General features: G+C 74.8%; 14 protein-coding genes and 1 pseudogene. 9 read left to right on the top strand and 6 right to left on the bottom strand.

Features of this window, described 5'->3' with window-relative positions; genetic code table 11:
• The first annotated feature begins 188 nt into the window (after positions 1–188).
• From ACFVVA_RS32485 to ACFVVA_RS32455, 7 genes are all read left to right on the top strand, one after another.
• On the top strand, positions 189–794 hold the full coding sequence (locus ACFVVA_RS32485; RefSeq protein WP_387694337.1) for an AAA family ATPase: 606 nt from the start codon (positions 189–191) through the stop codon (positions 792–794).
• A 193-nt stretch (positions 795–987) separates the two neighbouring features.
• Positions 988–1,740, top strand: coding sequence for a thioesterase II family protein (locus ACFVVA_RS32480; RefSeq protein WP_387694335.1), 753 nt, complete (start codon positions 988–990; stop codon positions 1,738–1,740).
• A gap of 230 nt (positions 1,741–1,970) precedes the next feature.
• Complete coding sequence (locus tag ACFVVA_RS32475; protein WP_387694334.1) at positions 1,971–3,209, top strand: styrene monooxygenase/indole monooxygenase family protein; 1,239 nt, start codon at positions 1,971–1,973, stop codon at positions 3,207–3,209.
• Positions 3,210–3,386: 177 nt separating this feature from the next.
• Entirely contained in the window at positions 3,387–3,842 is a 456-nt protein-coding gene (locus ACFVVA_RS32470) for an archease (protein ID WP_387694333.1), read from the top strand.
• Between the two features lie 50 nt (positions 3,843–3,892).
• On the top strand, positions 3,893–5,320 hold the full coding sequence (locus ACFVVA_RS32465) for an RtcB family protein (RefSeq protein WP_387694332.1): 1,428 nt from the start codon (positions 3,893–3,895) through the stop codon (positions 5,318–5,320).
• A gap of 156 nt (positions 5,321–5,476) precedes the next feature.
• Positions 5,477–6,472, top strand: a complete 996-nt coding sequence (locus ACFVVA_RS32460; RefSeq protein ID WP_387694331.1) for an ABC transporter ATP-binding protein — start codon at positions 5,477–5,479, stop codon at positions 6,470–6,472.
• Positions 6,469–7,302 (top strand): ABC transporter permease subunit, encoded by an 834-nt coding sequence (locus ACFVVA_RS32455; protein ID WP_387694330.1) that lies wholly within the window; start codon positions 6,469–6,471, stop codon positions 7,300–7,302. The genes ACFVVA_RS32460 and ACFVVA_RS32455 overlap by 4 nt, the downstream gene beginning before the upstream one ends.
• A 20-nt stretch (positions 7,303–7,322) precedes the next feature.
• Here the strand turns inward: ACFVVA_RS32455 and ACFVVA_RS32450 are convergent, their stop codons facing one another.
• Positions 7,323–7,904 (bottom strand): TetR-like C-terminal domain-containing protein, encoded by a 582-nt coding sequence (locus ACFVVA_RS32450; RefSeq protein WP_387694329.1) that lies wholly within the window; start codon positions 7,902–7,904, stop codon positions 7,323–7,325.
• A gap of 67 nt (positions 7,905–7,971) precedes the next feature.
• On the opposite strand from ACFVVA_RS32450, the gene ACFVVA_RS32445 reads away from it, so the two are divergent.
• Positions 7,972–9,306 carry an alpha/beta fold hydrolase gene (locus ACFVVA_RS32445; protein ID WP_387694328.1) on the top strand — a complete coding sequence of 445 codons (1,335 nt, stop codon included), beginning with the start codon at positions 7,972–7,974 and terminating at the stop codon, positions 9,304–9,306.
• Positions 9,307–9,421: 115 nt separating this feature from the next.
• Here the strand turns inward: ACFVVA_RS32445 and ACFVVA_RS32440 are convergent, their stop codons facing one another.
• The 3 genes from ACFVVA_RS32440 to ACFVVA_RS32430 all read right to left on the bottom strand — a co-directional run bounded on the left by ACFVVA_RS32440 (position 9,422) and on the right by ACFVVA_RS32430 (position 12,001).
• Positions 9,422–10,765, bottom strand: coding sequence for a hypothetical protein (locus ACFVVA_RS32440; protein ID WP_387694327.1), 1,344 nt, complete (start codon positions 10,763–10,765; stop codon positions 9,422–9,424).
• A gap of 157 nt (positions 10,766–10,922) precedes the next feature.
• A complete protein-coding gene (locus tag ACFVVA_RS32435) occupies positions 10,923–11,621 on the bottom strand; it encodes an NUDIX domain-containing protein (RefSeq protein ID WP_387694326.1) in 699 nt (232 codons plus the stop codon).
• Positions 11,618–12,001, bottom strand: a complete 384-nt coding sequence (locus ACFVVA_RS32430) for a DUF4406 domain-containing protein (RefSeq protein ID WP_387694325.1) — start codon at positions 11,999–12,001, stop codon at positions 11,618–11,620. Before ACFVVA_RS32430 ends, ACFVVA_RS32435 begins: the two co-directional genes overlap by 4 nt.
• Positions 12,002–12,050: 49 nt before the next feature.
• Between ACFVVA_RS32430 and ACFVVA_RS32425 the strand changes: the two genes are divergently transcribed.
• Positions 12,051–12,809, top strand: a complete 759-nt coding sequence (locus ACFVVA_RS32425; RefSeq protein WP_387694324.1) for a DeoR/GlpR family DNA-binding transcription regulator — start codon at positions 12,051–12,053, stop codon at positions 12,807–12,809.
• A 92-nt stretch (positions 12,810–12,901) separates the two neighbouring features.
• Here the strand turns inward: ACFVVA_RS32425 and ACFVVA_RS32420 are convergent, their stop codons facing one another.
• Both ACFVVA_RS32420 and ACFVVA_RS32415 read right to left on the bottom strand, forming a co-directional pair.
• Positions 12,902–13,546: a transglycosylase family protein gene (locus ACFVVA_RS32420; RefSeq protein WP_387694323.1), complete on the bottom strand. Its 645-nt coding sequence runs from the start codon at positions 13,544–13,546 to the stop codon at positions 12,902–12,904.
• Between the two features lie 420 nt (positions 13,547–13,966).
• Positions 13,967–14,137: pseudogene (locus ACFVVA_RS32415) on the bottom strand (lytic transglycosylase domain-containing protein); the annotation flags it as partial.

The following is a 14,137-nucleotide window of genomic DNA, read 5'->3' as shown; positions in this document are numbered from 1 at the left end:
CCTCCTGTCTGACGGCGTGTCAGCCTAGTGGATGTCCGGCCCCACGGATGCACTGCGGTCGACCGGGGCCCCACCGGCACCGGCGCGCGGGCGGGGGCGGGCCGTGGCCGGGGGCGGGGTTGTTGTTAGGGTTCCCGCTCGGACGTGAACGGGGGCTCGGGCTGGTGGGCGGCAGGGTGGACGCGGTCGTGGCGCCGTACGGAGTGGTCGATCTGCGGGGCGAGGCCGGGGCGGGCTTCGTCACCGCCTACCCGGCCGACGCCGTCGTGGTGGTGTCCGGGCTGCCCGGGGCCGGGAAGAGCACGCTGCTGCGCCGCTGGTCCGGGGCGGCGGTCCGGGTGGTGGACCCGCGGACGGTGCACGAGGCCTGCGAGGCGGTGATGCCCGCCGCCCTGCCCTACGCGGTGTACCGGCCGTGGGCCCGGCTGGAGCACTTCCGGCTGCTGCGCTCCTCGGTGCGCGGCGGGGGTCCGCTGCTGGTGCACGACTGCGGCAGCCGGGCCTGGATGCGGCGCTGGCTTGCCCGGGAGGCGGGCCGGCAGGGCCGCGAACTGCACCTGGTGCTGCTCGACGTCGGCGCCGCCACCGCGCTGGACGGTCAGCGGGCCCGCGGCCGGCATGCCTCCGCCAGGGTCTTCGCCCGCCACCGGCGCGGCCTGGAGGGGCTGTTGGCCGCCTTCACCCGGCACGTGCGCTCCGGCGGCCCGATGCCGACGCCGGAGGCCTCGTCCGTGCTGCTGCTGGACGCCGTCTCCCGCGCCCGCGCCGAGACGGTGCGCTTCGGAGCGGGCTGACCGTCGGCCGCGGGCGGGCCCGGCCGGCCGGGTGCCGCAGGCGGGGCCGCCCGGCCACCGGCCGCGAGCGGGCCCGCGACGGGCGAGAATCGGCCTACCCGGGGACCATGATCGCCGGATCGGCCCGCGGCCGCCCCCGGCACTGCCAGACTGAGGCCGGCAGAGTCCGTCACGGAGAGAGGTCGCACCCCGCATGTCCAGCAGCGCCGTCGTCGAGAATCCGTGGTTCCGCAGGTTCAACCCGTCCGACTCCGCGCCCGCCCGGATCGTGATCTTCCCGCACGCCGGCGGCTCGGCCAGCTACTACCTGGAGTACGCCAACGCGCTGGCGCCGCACGCCGATGTGCTCGCCGTCCAGTACCCCGGCCGGCAGAACCGCATCGGCGAGCCGACGATCGGCTCGGTGACCGGGCTCGCCGAGCAGCTCGCCCGGGAACTGCGGGAGTGGGCGGACCGGCCGCTGACCTTCTTCGGGCACAGCATGGGCGCGGCCGTCGCCTTCGAGACGGTCCGGTGCTTCGAGCGCGACGGCGTGAAGGGGCCCGAGCGGCTGTTCGTCTCGGCCGGCCGCGCGCCCTCGCTGCCCCGCACGACCAGGATCCACCAGCTGCCGGACGACGAACTGCTCGCCGAGATCTCCGCGCTCGGCGGCACGGACGAGCGGGTCCTCGCCCTCTCCGCCCTGCGCGAGCTGATCCTGCCGAGCCTGCGGGCCGACTACACGGCCGTCGAGACCTACCGCAGCGCCCCGGACGCGACCGTGTCGCTGCCGATCACCGCCCTGGCGGGGGAGTCCGACGCGCACGCCACCGTCGACCAGGTCGGCCAGTGGGAGCGGCACACCACCGGCGCCTTCGACCTGCGGGTCTTCCGGGGCGGGCACTTCTACCTGGCCGACCGGACCGCGGACGTGGTGGAGGTGATCACCGCGCACCTGCGCGGCTGAGCCGGTCCGGGCGGGCACCCGGAGCGGCGGCCCGGCCGCGGCGACCCCGCGAAGGTCCTGTGGTGACCCGGCGGGGTCCTGCCACGGCCCGGCGGCGGCGCGAACGGGCGGCGCGAACCGGACACCCGGCCGGCCCTCGAACCGACCGTGCCCGAACCGGTGACCGGAGCGCTCCCGCTCGACTACTGTGCCTGGTTGACGGCCCATCAGCAGATCATCGGGAGGCAGCCGTGCGCCGGATCGCCGTTGTCGGAGCGGGTCAGGCCGGCCTCCAGCTCGCGCTCGGGCTGGTGGCGGACGGGTACCGGGTGACGCTGGTCGCCGAGCGCACCCCGGAGCAGCTGCGCGCCGGCCGGGTGCTGTCCACCCAGGCGATGTTCGGCCCCGCGCTGCGGATCGAGGCGGCCGCCGGGCTGGACCTCTGGGCGGACCGGGCGCCGTCCGTCTCCTCGGTGGAGGCGGTGCTGGCGGCGCCCCCGGGCGTGCGCGCGCTGGAGTACACCATGACGCTGGACGAGCCCGCCCAGTCGGTGGACCAGCGGCTCAAGCTGGCCGGCTGGCTGGAGCTGCTGGCCGAGCGCGGCGGCGAGATCGAGTACCGCACCCTGGACCGCGCCGGACTGCACGAGCTGGCCCGACGGCACGAGCTGACCGTGGTCGCCGCCGGGCGCGGCGCCCTGTCCGGGATCTTCGAGCGCGACGCCGTCCGCTCGCCCTTCGACCGGCCGCAGCGGGCCCTGTCCTGCCTGTACGCGCACGGCGTCGGCTCGCCGGACCCGGCCGCCGGCCCGAGGGCCCGGATGAACGCCCTGCCGGGCCTCGGCGAGCTGTACCTGCAACCGGCGCTCACCCTCTCCGGCCCCTGCGACATCCTGCTCTGGGAGGCGATCCCCGGCGGCCCGCTCGACGCGTTCGGCGACGCCCCGCCGCCGGACGTCCAACTGGCCCGGATCCGCGAGCTGTTGGGCGAGTACCTGCCCTGGGAGGCCGAGCTCTGGACGCAGGCCGAGCCGACCGACGCCGGGGCCGGGCTGTTCGGCGCCGTCACCCCGGTGGTCCGGCGTCCGGTGGCCGAACTCGGCTCGGGCGTGGAGGCCGTCCACGTGCTGGGCCTCGGCGACGCGGTGGTGGTGACCGACCCGATCACCGGCCAGGGCGCCAACAACGCCGCCCGGGCGGCCGAGGCCTGCCGCCGGGCGGTCGTCGAGCACGGCGACGCCCCGTACACGGCCGACTGGATGTGCCGCAGCGCGGAACGGTTCTGGCAGCAGCAGTCCCGCCACAGCGTGGAGTTCACGGCCGCGATGCTGACCGTCCCGGAGCACCTCCAGGCCGTGTTCGCGGCCGCCGCCGAGCACCCGGAGGTCGGCCGCCGGCTGGCCAACACCTACGCCGAGCCGAGCGACCACGCCGCCTGGCTGGCCACCCCCGAGCTCACCGCCGCCTACCTGGCCTCGGTCGGGGCGTAACCGAGGCCGGGTCGTAACCGAGGTCGGGGCGCAGCCGAGGTCGGGGCCTAACCGAGGTGGGGTTGCAACCGAGGTCGGGGCGCAGCCGCACTCGGGCGCGGCGGCCCGCACTTGCCGCCGGGCGGTCCGCGGGACGACGCTGGAAGGGAACGGCAACGAGCGCGGGAGGCGTCGCCCGTGGACGGACACGAGCCCGCGGGCCGGTCCGCCGTCGGCCACCGGAGCGTGCCGCACACGGCCGACCTGCAGGTCGAGGCCTGGGCACCGACGGCCGAGGGCTGCATCGGCGAGCTGGTGCGCGCCGTCGTCGCCGGCTTCGCCGACCTCGGCGGCGCGCGGATCGTCGGCGAGCGGGACTGCACCGTCCTCGCGGTGAGCGACCCGGACCTGCTCGCGGGCGTCCTGGAGGAGGTCGTCTACCGGATGGACGCCGACGGCGAACTGCCGGTGGCGGTGGCGATCGGGCCGATCGAGGGCCTGGACGGCGCCCGCCGGGTGACGGTCCGCTTCCGGATGGCCGACGCCGCCACGGCCACCCTCGTCGGCGCCGTGCCGAAGGCCGTCGCACTGCACGACCTGGACCTGAGCGCCGGACCGGACGGCTGGACCTGCCGGGTCACCGTGGACGTCTGAGCCCGGCCCCGAGCGAAGCGGACCGGACCTGCGGGAGCGGGGTGAGCGAGGTGGAGATCGCACTGGTCGAGGCGGGCCGGAACCGCTGGCGGATCGAGCCGCGCCCGCCGATGCGGGTGCCCGGCGTGGTGTTCGCGACCGCCGCGCTGCTGCCGCAGGCCGCCGGGGACAAGGCCCTGGAGCAGGTGGCGAACGTCGCGACGCTGCCCGGGATCGTCCGCGCCTCCTACGCGATGCCCGACGTGCACTGGGGCTACGGCTTCCCGATCGGCGGGGTCGCCGCCACCGACGTCGAACGGGGCGGGGTGGTCTCGCCCGGCGGGGTGGGCTTCGACATCTCCTGCGGGGTCCGGCTGCTGGCGTCCGGCATCGGCCGGGACGAACTCGACCGCGAACGGCTCGACCGCCTGATGGACCTGCTGGACCGCACCGTCCCGCGCGGCCTGGGCCGGGGCGGCCTGTGGCGGCTGTCCGGGGCGGAGGAACTGGACGAACTCCTGCTCGGCGGCGCCCGCTACGCCGTCGAGCACGGCCACGGCGTGCCCCGCGACCTGGAACGCTGCGAGGACCGCGGCGTGCTGGCCGGTGCGGCCCCCGGCGAGGTGAGCACCCGGGCGGTCGAGCGCGGGCTGCAGCAGGTCGGCAGCCTCGGCTCGGCCAACCACTTCCTGGAGGTGCAGGCCGTCGACCGGGTGCACGACCCGGGGACCGCCGCCGCCTTCGGACTGCGGCCCGGGCAGATCTGCGTCATGATCCACTGCGGCTCGCGCGGCCTCGGCCACCAGATCTGCACCGACCACGTCCGCGCCATGGACCGAGAACTCCACCGCTACCGGATCGAGGTCCCCGACCGCCAGCTCGCCTGCACCCCGGTCGACTCCCCGCGCGGCCGGGCCTACCTGGGCGCCATGACCGCCGCCGCCAACTACGGCCGGGCCAACCGGCAGCTGCTCTCGGAGTCGGCCCGCCGGGCGTTCGCCACCGTGCTCGGGGTCGGACTGGAACTGGTCTACGACGTCTCGCACAACCTCGCCAAGCTGGAGACCCACGAGGTGGACGGCGAGCTCCGGACGCTGTGCGTGCACCGCAAGGGCGCCACCCGGGCCCTGCCGCCCGGCGACCCCGACCTGCCCGCCGACCTGGTGGCGGCCGGGCAGCCCGTGCTGGTGCCCGGCACCATGGGCACCGCCTCGTACGTCATGGTCGGCCTGCCCGGCAACGAGGCCTTCCGCTCCGCCTGCCACGGCGCCGGGCGGGTGCTGAGCCGGCACCAGGCGCTGCGCACCGTGCGCGGTGAGCGGCTGAAGAGCGAGCTGGAGGCACGGGGCATCGCGGTGCGGCCGGCCTCCTGGCGGGCACTGGCCGAGGAGACGCCCGAGGCGTACAAGGACGTCGACGCGGTGGCCGCCGTCACGGAGGCCGCCGGGCTCGCCCGCCAGGTCGCCCGGCTGGTGCCGTTGGGCGTGTGCAAGGGGTGAGCCCGGGGGAGCGAGGGGTGAGTTCGCCGCACCGGTCCGGGCGCGTCCCTCGACTCGCCCGGCCGGGCGCGCTTTGATGTCGGACGCGTCCGTCACCGGAGCGCATCCGTCACCGGAGCGCGCCCGTCACGGGAGCGTCCGTCACAGGAGGTGGTCATGCCGGGGAACCCGGAGCCAGCCGTCGACCGCCGGGGCGCCGCCGACGGCCCGGTGATCGAACTGCGCTCGCTCACCAAACGCTACGGCGGCACGGTCGGCATCGAACGGCTGGACGTGTCGGTCGAGGCCGGCGAGGTGTTCGGCCTGCTCGGCCCCAACGGCGCCGGGAAGACCACCACGCTGCGCTGCCTGGTCGGCCTGCTCAGCCCCAGCGACGGGCAGGTGCGGGTGCTCGGCCTGGACCCGGTGGCCGACCACGGCCGGCTCGCCCCCTCGATCGGCTACCTGCCCGGCGAACTGCGGCTCTACCCCGAGCTCACCGGACAGCAGACCCTCGACCTGCTCGCCGCCCTCCAGGGCGCGCCGGTACCGCGCCAGCAGGAGCTGTGCGATCGCCTCAAGCTCTCCCGCGCCGATCTGGCCCGGCCGGTGGGGCAGTACTCGCGCGGCATGAAGCAGAAGCTCGGGCTCGTCCAGTCGCTCCAGCACCGGCCGCCGGTGGTGGTGCTGGACGAACCGAGCGAGGGACTCGACCCGCTGGTCCAGGAGACCTTCTACGAACTGCTCGCCGAGGAGACCGCCGCCGGGCGGACCGTCCTGCTCTCCAGCCACGTGCTGCCCGAGGTGCAGCGGACCTGCGGCCGGGTCGCCATCGTCCGCCACGGCCGGCTGGTCACCGTCCGCTCGGTGGCCGAACTGCGCCAGGCCCGGGCCCGCCGGGTCCGGCTGCTCCTCGACGACGGGCGCGGCGCCAGGCCGCTCGGCACCGCGGAGCGCTGGTCCCCGCGCTGGGACGGCCCCCGGGTCGAGCTGCTGGTGCCACCGGACGAGGTGGTCGCCGCCGTGCGCGACCTGCTCGCCGAACAGCCGGTGGCCGACCTGACGGTGGAGGAGGCGGGCCTGGACGAGGCCTTCCTCGACCTCTACCGGTCCGTCGGGGCCGAGGAGCACGCGAACGGCGGCAGCCCGCCGGAACCGGAGGAGCGGCCGTGAAACCGGGCACCGTCAACCGCCGCCTCCCGCTGGTCTGGCTCGCCCTGCACCGGCGGCGCCGGATGCTGCTCTCCCTGCTGTTCGGCATGGTCGTCTTCGAGACCCTGATCGTGGTGATCGCCGGGACCGTCCCGACCGGCGACCTGTTCGGCGAACGCCGCACCCCGCCCGGCGCGTTCAAGGCCTTCAGCGGCTCCAACGGCGACGTCTCCATCGCCAGTTACCCCGGTCTGCTCGGCGCCGGACTCACCCACCCGTTCTGGATCGCCCTCCAGCTGACCGTGATCGGCTCGCTCGGCGCCGCCGCCGTCGCGGCCGACGTCGAGTCCGGGACCATCGAGCTGCTGATGACCCGCCCGGTCTCCCGCCGCCGGCTGCTCGCCGAACGGGCCGGCGCCCTTATCGCCGCCACGGTGCTGCTCAACGCCGCCGCCACGCTGACCCTCGCGCTCGGGGTGGCGGCCTCCGCCCCCCTGCGTGCCGCCGTCCCGCTGAGCGCGGTGTTCACCGCCGGACTGCTCGGCTGCGCCCTCGCGTTCTGCCTGACCGGGCCGGTGCTGGCGGTCTCCGCGATCAGCCGGCGGCGAGCCCACGTGATCGGCGCGGCCGTCGCGTTCGGCGCGGTCGGCTTCGCGCTCAACTTCGTCGCGCTGGCCTGGTCCCCGGCCAGGCCGCTGCGCTACCTCAGCCCGTTCCACTACTACGCGCCGGGCGACGTGCTCGGCCACGGCGGAGTGCCGTGGGCGGCCTTCGGCGTCCTGATCGGGGTGGGGCTGCTCGGGCTGGCGGCGGCCTTCCGGCTGCTGGAACGCCGGGACCTGGCGGCCTGAGGCGGGCCGCCCGGCCGGCCTCAGGCGCGGGTCGTCCATCCGCGCAACACGGCGTGGATCGCCGGTCGGAACGCGGCCTCGGCCGTGGCGGGGTCGAGGGCCCCGGCCAGTTCGAGGGTCACCAGCCCGTGCAGGGTGGCCCAGATCGACAGGGCGATCGACGCTGCCTCGCCGACGAGGACGGACGCCTCCAACGCGCGATCGATCGCCGCGAGGAGCGGGCGGATCGGGTCACCGGCACCGATCTCCCCCGACGGGTCGAAGGACTGCACACCGCCGAACAGCACCGTGTACAGGTGGCTGTGCCCGCGCCCCCAGTGACGGTAGGCGACGGCCAGCGCGTAGAGGTCGGCGAGCGGGTCCGCGGAGGTCGGCGCCGTCGACAGGTCGTGGAACAGGCCGGCGACGGCTCTGTCGCGCACCGCACCGATCAGCCCGTCCTTGCCGCCGAACAAGGAGTACACCGCCGTCGTCGATGCCTCGGCGGCCGTGGCCACGGCGCGGACCGTGACCGACTCCTGCGGACGGGTGGCGAGCAGTTCGGTCGCGCACTCCACGAGTCGCTCTTTGACGGTCGCGTCGTTCGTTCTCGGTCTACCCATGACGAGAAGCCTAGCGCATTTGATAACGTCGTTTTGAAACAGTGTTCCGAAACGATGGAGGTCTGCCGTGCCCACGTTCGCCCCACCCCTCGCCCGCTTCACCGGACGCCTGTTGCGGGCCCTGGCCGCCATCGCGACGCTGGTCGTCGTCTTCCTCGCCACGATCGTCCTCACGGACGGAGCGGGATCGGGGCTCGGCGCATGGCTCACGACCCTGGGAGCCGGGGGCGCCGCCGCACTGTGGCGGGGCCGGCGCCGCACCCGGGCGGCGCGGCTCGGGCCGTTCCTGCCGGTGGTCGTCGCGGCGGCGTTGACGGCGCCGGTCCTCATACCGACCGTGCCCACGGACCGGCGGCATCCGCCCGCCCTGCCCTTCGTGGCCACCCAGCACTGGAGCCTGGCCACAGGCAGCCGGGTCGCGGTGTACCACTACCCGCCCGCGAACGCCGGCACCCGGTACCCCACACCGCTCGTCTACCTCAACGGCGGGCCGGTTCGCGGTATCTCGCTCCTCGATCACCGGTTCCTGCAGCTCCTGGCGGGACAGGGCTACGACGTCTACGCCTACGAGCCGGCCGGTGCCGGGCGCAGCGACCTGCTTCCCATGGGCCAGTACACGATCGACAGGTCGGTGCGCGACCTGTCCGCCTTCGTCGACCGCCTGGACCAGGGCAAGGTCGACATCCTCGGATTCTCGGCAGGCGCGGTCGTGCTCACGCGAGCCCTGGCCGACCCGGGCGCCGCCGAACGCCTGCACCGGGCGATCATCGCCGAACCCGGACCGGTCGACGGCCCCGCCGCCCGCATCGAGGGGCCCGAGGGCCGACCGTCCGCGCGCGGCCTCGCGCCGGACATGACCGGACCGCGGTCGACACACATGCCGCGCTACGCAGCAGCGTTCGGCCTCATGCGACTCGGACTCCTCACCCCCGACACCGGGCTCATCGGACAGGCCGAGGGCGACAACGCGTTCACCGCCGCCGACCTCGGCAGCGACACCGCATCCGCCTACTGCGCGCGCGACGCGCACCGCATCCCCGTGGAGGACACCGCACAGAACTTCTCCTTCAGCCCCGCCGCCAGCCTCCGGATCCAGCAGACGGTCAAGGACTCGCCCTCCATCGCACCGCGACTGCGCCAGTCCCGGACCCCCGCGATGCTGATGATCGCCGAGTGCTCCTCCCAGGTCCGTCAATGGGAGACCGCCGTCCTGGCCGATGACCCCGCCGTCCAGCGCACGCAGTACCTGCCCGGAGTCGGACACCACATGTGGAACGGCCTGGACGACAACAACGACCGAGCCGCCGCCGTCATCACCGCGTTCCTCCAGGACAAGCCGGCGCCCCTGCCGAACTACCCGACCCGCGACGAGATCCCCGCGTTCCTGCGCGACCGCAAGTGAAGGCCTCGCGGCCCCGGGCGACACCCGGAGGCCGCCTCCAGCACCGGGCCGGGCGGCCGCCGCGTGTGCCGCGCCTCGTTCGTCGGCCGCTGATCAGCCGCCGCCCGGCCGTCCGTCACCCGTGGGTCAGCGAGCGGACGTAGACGTGCCAGTCGGAGCCCTCGCCGCCCGGGAGCAGGTTCGGGCTGTTGTCGCCGAACAGCACCGTCCTGCCGTCGTCGGTCACGAACGGCCCGCTCGCGGCACCGTCCTGCGGCGCGCCGTCGGGAGTCGTGGTGAGGAGCTCGGTGCGCCCGGTCCTGAGGTCCTGCCGGTACAGGTCGTGGCGCGCCTCGCCGGCCCGGATGATCGTGTCGGAGCAGCCGCCGGAGAAGTAGATCCACCGGTCGTCGGCGGTGACGGCCGCCGACGGGTCCGCCCAGCAGATCGCGTCCGGGTTGGCGGACGTCCTGATGCTCAGGACCCGGCCCGTCCGCAGATCGTGGATGAAGAGCTCGGTGCGGGACTTGCCGCCCGGCAGCGGACTCGCACCGAGGGCGTAGGCGGCGTAGCGGCCGTCGCGGCTGAGGCGGAGGGTCGCGTCCGCCGCGCCGGGCGTCCCGTCGGCGGCGAGGCCCGCGAGGACGGTGGTGCCGCTGTGCAGGTCGGTGGCGTAGAGGGTGGTGTAGCGCGGCCGGAGCAGGCCGGCGGTGCCGTCGTCCGTGGCAGGCAGGAGGTTCGTGGCCCGGGAGGCGAAGCCGACCGTCCTGCCGTCCCCGCTGATCGTCGGGTGCTCCGAGGCGCCGTCGGCAGCGTGCCCGTCGGCCCCGAGGCTGACCAGGCGGGTGGCGCCGGTGGCGCGGTCGGTGACGTAGAGGTTCCGCGTGTCCGGGGTGACGGGAGCCCCCGGCACGACGTCGTCGCGGGCCGACATGAAAGCGATGCGCCGCCCGTCGGCGCTGATGACCGGCTGGTAGGAGCCGTGGTCGCCCCCGCCCTCGGCGGACGCGGTTCCCGTGGTGACGGGGCGGGTGTGCCCCTTCACACGGTCGCGGACGTAGACGTTGAACACCCCGTTCGCCTCGGCGGAGAACACGATGTAGCGGCCGTCGCCGCTGATCCCCGCCGTCTCGGTGATCGAGGTCAGCGGGGTGCCGTCGTCGGTGCGGCTGACGAGTTCCGTCCGGCCGGTCCGCAGGTCGCGGACGTACAGGCCGTAGCCGAGGTTCGCGGCCTCCGGCACCAGGTTCGTCGCGGAAGAGCCGAACAGCGCGTAGCGGCCGTTGCCGCTGATGCCCAGGCTCGTGGAGTGCCGGTTCGCCAGGGCGCCGTCCACGCCGAGGTCGACCCGGGAAACGGGGCCCCAGGACGGAGCCGCCTGGGCCGGTGCGGCGGTGACGGTGACGACGGCGGCCACCGCGAGAACGCCGGCGGCGCGCGCCAGCCGACGCGTGCGGGTCGTTCGATTCGTCGATTGCATGGTGATGCGTCCTCCCCGGATGGCTGGTCCGGCCCGCCTCTGCTCCCCGTGTCGGCGGGCCCGGAGGAGAGCCAAGCGCCGCACGCCGCCCACGGTCAACGGTTCGGGCGGAAACCGATCGAGAATACGTCGCCGGGCAGGGCGCACGGCCCGTGACTCACGAGCCCTCGGCCGCTCCGGACCGGACGGCCGGCGCGGCGGCGAAGGGCCCGTCCAGGGCGGCCCACTGCAGGAGCAGGATGGTCTTGCCGTCGGTGATGCGTCCGTCGCGGACCATGGCGAGAGCGTCGGCGAAGGGCAGTTCGAGCACCTCGATGTCCTCACCGTCCTCCTCGAGTCCGCCACCGCTTCCGGTGCGGTCGGCCGGGGTGTAGGGGGCGGCGTAGAAGTGCAGGCGCTCGGTGACGGAGCCGGGGCTCATGTAGGCGTCGAGGACGTGGGTGAGCGGGCCGAGCGTGACGCCGAGTTCCTCGGCGCTCTCGCGCCGGACGGCGGCGAGCGGGTCGTCGCCGTCGAGCAGCCCGGCGGCGGCCTCGACGAGCATGCCGTCCGGGTGGTCGTTGACGTAGGCCGGGTAGCGGAACTGGCGGGTGAGCAGCACCAGGCCGCGCTCGGCGTCGTACGGCAGGACGACCGCGCCGTTTCCGCGGTCGTAGGTCTCGCGCTGCTGGGTGACCCAGCGTCCGTCGTGGCGCCGGTAGTCGAAGGTGGTGCGGCGCAGGACGTGCCAGCCCTGCGAGGTGAGCTCCACGTCGCGCACCACGACGTCGGGGTTGCGGGTCAGGTCGCGTCCGGCGCGGTCGAGGCCGGTGCGGCCGCGGTGGTCCGGGATGTCGGTCCCGGGGCGGGGGGTCACGCCGTCCCCTGCGGGACGTGGCGCGGGAGGTCGGCGACGTCGTGGTAGACGGGCAGGCCGCGGCTGCGGGCGGTGGCGACGTCCTGGTCGGCGCCGGCGGAGTCGCCGGGAAGCCGGAGCACGGCGTCGCAGTGGGCGAGCAGGCGGTCGGCGGTCGGGTAGAGGACCTGGTCGGCGAGGGGGTCGGTGGGCCCCGCACCGGCGGAGCGCAGCACGGGCAGAGCGATCCATTCCCCGATCACCGGGACGTGGCCGGCCGCGAAGACCGGCCAGGCCGCTGCTTCGAGGCGGGCGAGGTTCGCGGCCATGGCCTGTGGGTCGCCGTCGGTTCCGGAGCGGTACGGGCCGGCGATGAGGACGAGCATGGGCTTCTCGGTCATGGCGCGCTACGATACACGCAGAAACGTGCAAGAACAGGAGAAAGTACGGATGCTGGCTGCCGAGAGACGTGACCACCTGCTGGGCCTGCTCGCCCGCGAGGGCAAGATCGTGGCCAAGGACGTCGCCGCGGGCCTCGGCATCTCCGAGGACAGCGTGCGCCGCGACCTGCGCGACCTGGCCGCCGAGGGACTCTGCCAGCGCGTCTACGGCGGGGCCCTGCCCGTCTCCCCGGCCGTCGCGGACTACGCGGCCCGGCAATCGGTCACGCCGGACGGCAAACGGCTGGTCGCCGCGGTCGCCGCCGCGCTCGTCCGGCCGGGCGGCGCCCTGATCCTGGACGGCGGCACCACCGCGCTCGCCGTCGCCCACGCCCTCCCGCCGGACCTGGCCTGCACCGTGATCACCCACAGCCCGACGATCGCGGCCGCGCTGCTCGACCATGCCCGGGCCGAGGTCTTCCTGCTCGGCGGCCGCCTCTTCAAGCACTCGGCGGTCACCTGCGGCGCCGCCGCCGTCGAGGCCGCCCAGAACGTCTCGGCCGACCTGTGCCTGCTCGGCGTCACCGGCGTGCACCCCGAAGCCGGACTGACCACCGGCGACGCGGACGAGGCCGCGATGAAACGCGCCCTGGCCGCACGGGCCGCGGACACCTACGTCCTCGCCTCGTCCGAGAAGATCGGCACCGCCTCCCGGTTCCGCGTCCTGCCCTGGGAGGACATCAGCGGACTGATCACCGACGCCGATCCCGGCCACCCGGTCCTCGGGCAACTCGCGACGCGCGGTGTGGAGATCCTGGCGGCCGGCTGACAGCTACGGAGCGAACACCGGATCGCACGCTCGGCCGGGGGCCGGAGGAGTCCGCAGGGGCGTGCACGTTCGTTCGCGTTCGTTCACGTTCGTCAACGCAGCGCGAGGACCTGGCCGGGCAGGAGCAGGTCGGGGTCGTCACCGATGACCTCGCGGTTCAGCTCGTGGAGGGCCGGCCAGTCGTCCGGGACGCCGAGGGTCTGGGCGATACCGCTGAGGGTGTCGCCGGGGCGCACGGTCCAGGTGTCCGAATCGTCGTTCACGTCGTCCGAGGCGTCGTCGTCGGCGCGGAGCAGGGGCGCGGGGGAGTGGGGCCGTGCCTGTGTCGGGCGGTGGTCGCGGGCGGCGTGCTCGACGGTGTGGTCGCCGCCGTTGGCGGCACGCCTTCCGCAGGCCGGCCACGGGGCCAGGCCGCGGCGTGCGGCGAGGTTCTCGGCCACGGCGATCTGCTGCTCGCGGGTGGCCTGGTCGGCGCGGGGCGCGTAGCCGAGGCCTCCGTTGGAGCGCCAGGTCGCCGCGTCGAACTGCAGTCCGCCGTAGTAGCCGTTCCCGGTGGCGATGTTCCAGCGCCCTCCGCTCTCGCACCGGGCGAGGGCGTCCCAGTCCACGCCCGTCCGGACTCCCGTGGCGGCGCCCGCGGCGGACGACGCCGTGGCGCTGCCGACGACTCCGGCGAGAGCGAGCAGGGGAAGCAGGAGGGCGAGGACCAGGCGACGGACCACGGACAGCGGTGACATGAAAGCTCCGCACCTTCGGGAACAGGGACCGGGCATCGGAATGCCCTCTCCACCCATGCACAAGGCGGGGCGCCGACAGGTGCCGACAGGGCGGGATCTCGTCCGGGCGGCGGTTCGACACCACTCGAACGCCACCCCCGGCCGCGTACCTCCACCGGGTGGGCAGTCAGATCGCCCGTACCGGTGGGGAGGTGGGCGAACGTCAGATCTCGGGGAGCCGGCCGACCACCGGGCCACCATCAACGGGCCCGGTGCGAGGCGGCGGTCGTGGGCCGGTTCTTCCGGTCGGGGTGTGCGGGGGGTCGTGAAACGGGCACGAGGGCCTGCGTCCGCGCGGGAGGCGCGGGCGCAGGCCCTCGTGGGTCACTCCGGTGGTCCCTGTCCGGCCCCCGGGGTGAGGGGGGAAGCCGGTGTGTCGGCTTAGTACCAGTGGTGGGACTGCCAGAAGTTCCAGGCGGCGTTCGGGCTGCCGTAGCGGGTGTTCATGTAGTCCAGCGCCCACTTGATCTGGGTGGAGGGGTTGGTCTTCCAGTCCGCGCCGGCCGAGGCCATCTTGGAGGCCGGCAGTGCCTGGCCCAGTCCGTAGGAGCC

It is taken from the genome of Kitasatospora sp. NPDC058048, assembly GCF_042885555.1.
GTDB classification, from domain to species: domain Bacteria; phylum Actinomycetota; class Actinomycetes; order Streptomycetales; family Streptomycetaceae; genus Kitasatospora; species Kitasatospora lactacystinica.
The sequence above is the reverse complement of the archived record's forward strand: the minus strand, read 5'-3'. Positions and strand labels throughout refer to the sequence as shown.

What these genes read in the sequence shown, in the direction of transcription:
- ACFVVA_RS32480 (WP_387694335.1), top strand. Translation starts at nt 988, where the DNA reads ATGTCCAGCAGCGCCGTCGTCGAGAATCCGTGGTTCCGCAGGTTCAAC.
- ACFVVA_RS32460 (WP_387694331.1), top strand. Translation starts at nt 5,477, where the DNA reads ATGCCGGGGAACCCGGAGCCAGCCGTCGACCGCCGGGGCGCCGCCGAC.
- ACFVVA_RS32450 (WP_387694329.1), bottom strand. Translation starts at nt 7,904, where the DNA reads ATGGGTAGACCGAGAACGAACGACGCGACCGTCAAAGAGCGACTCGTG.
- ACFVVA_RS32440 (WP_387694327.1), bottom strand. Translation starts at nt 10,765, where the DNA reads ATGCAATCGACGAATCGAACGACCCGCACGCGTCGGCTGGCGCGCGCC.
- ACFVVA_RS32430 (WP_387694325.1), bottom strand. Translation starts at nt 12,001, where the DNA reads ATGACCGAGAAGCCCATGCTCGTCCTCATCGCCGGCCCGTACCGCTCC.
- ACFVVA_RS32425 (WP_387694324.1), top strand. Translation starts at nt 12,051, where the DNA reads ATGCTGGCTGCCGAGAGACGTGACCACCTGCTGGGCCTGCTCGCCCGC.
- ACFVVA_RS32420 (WP_387694323.1), bottom strand. Translation starts at nt 13,546, where the DNA reads ATGTCACCGCTGTCCGTGGTCCGTCGCCTGGTCCTCGCCCTCCTGCTT.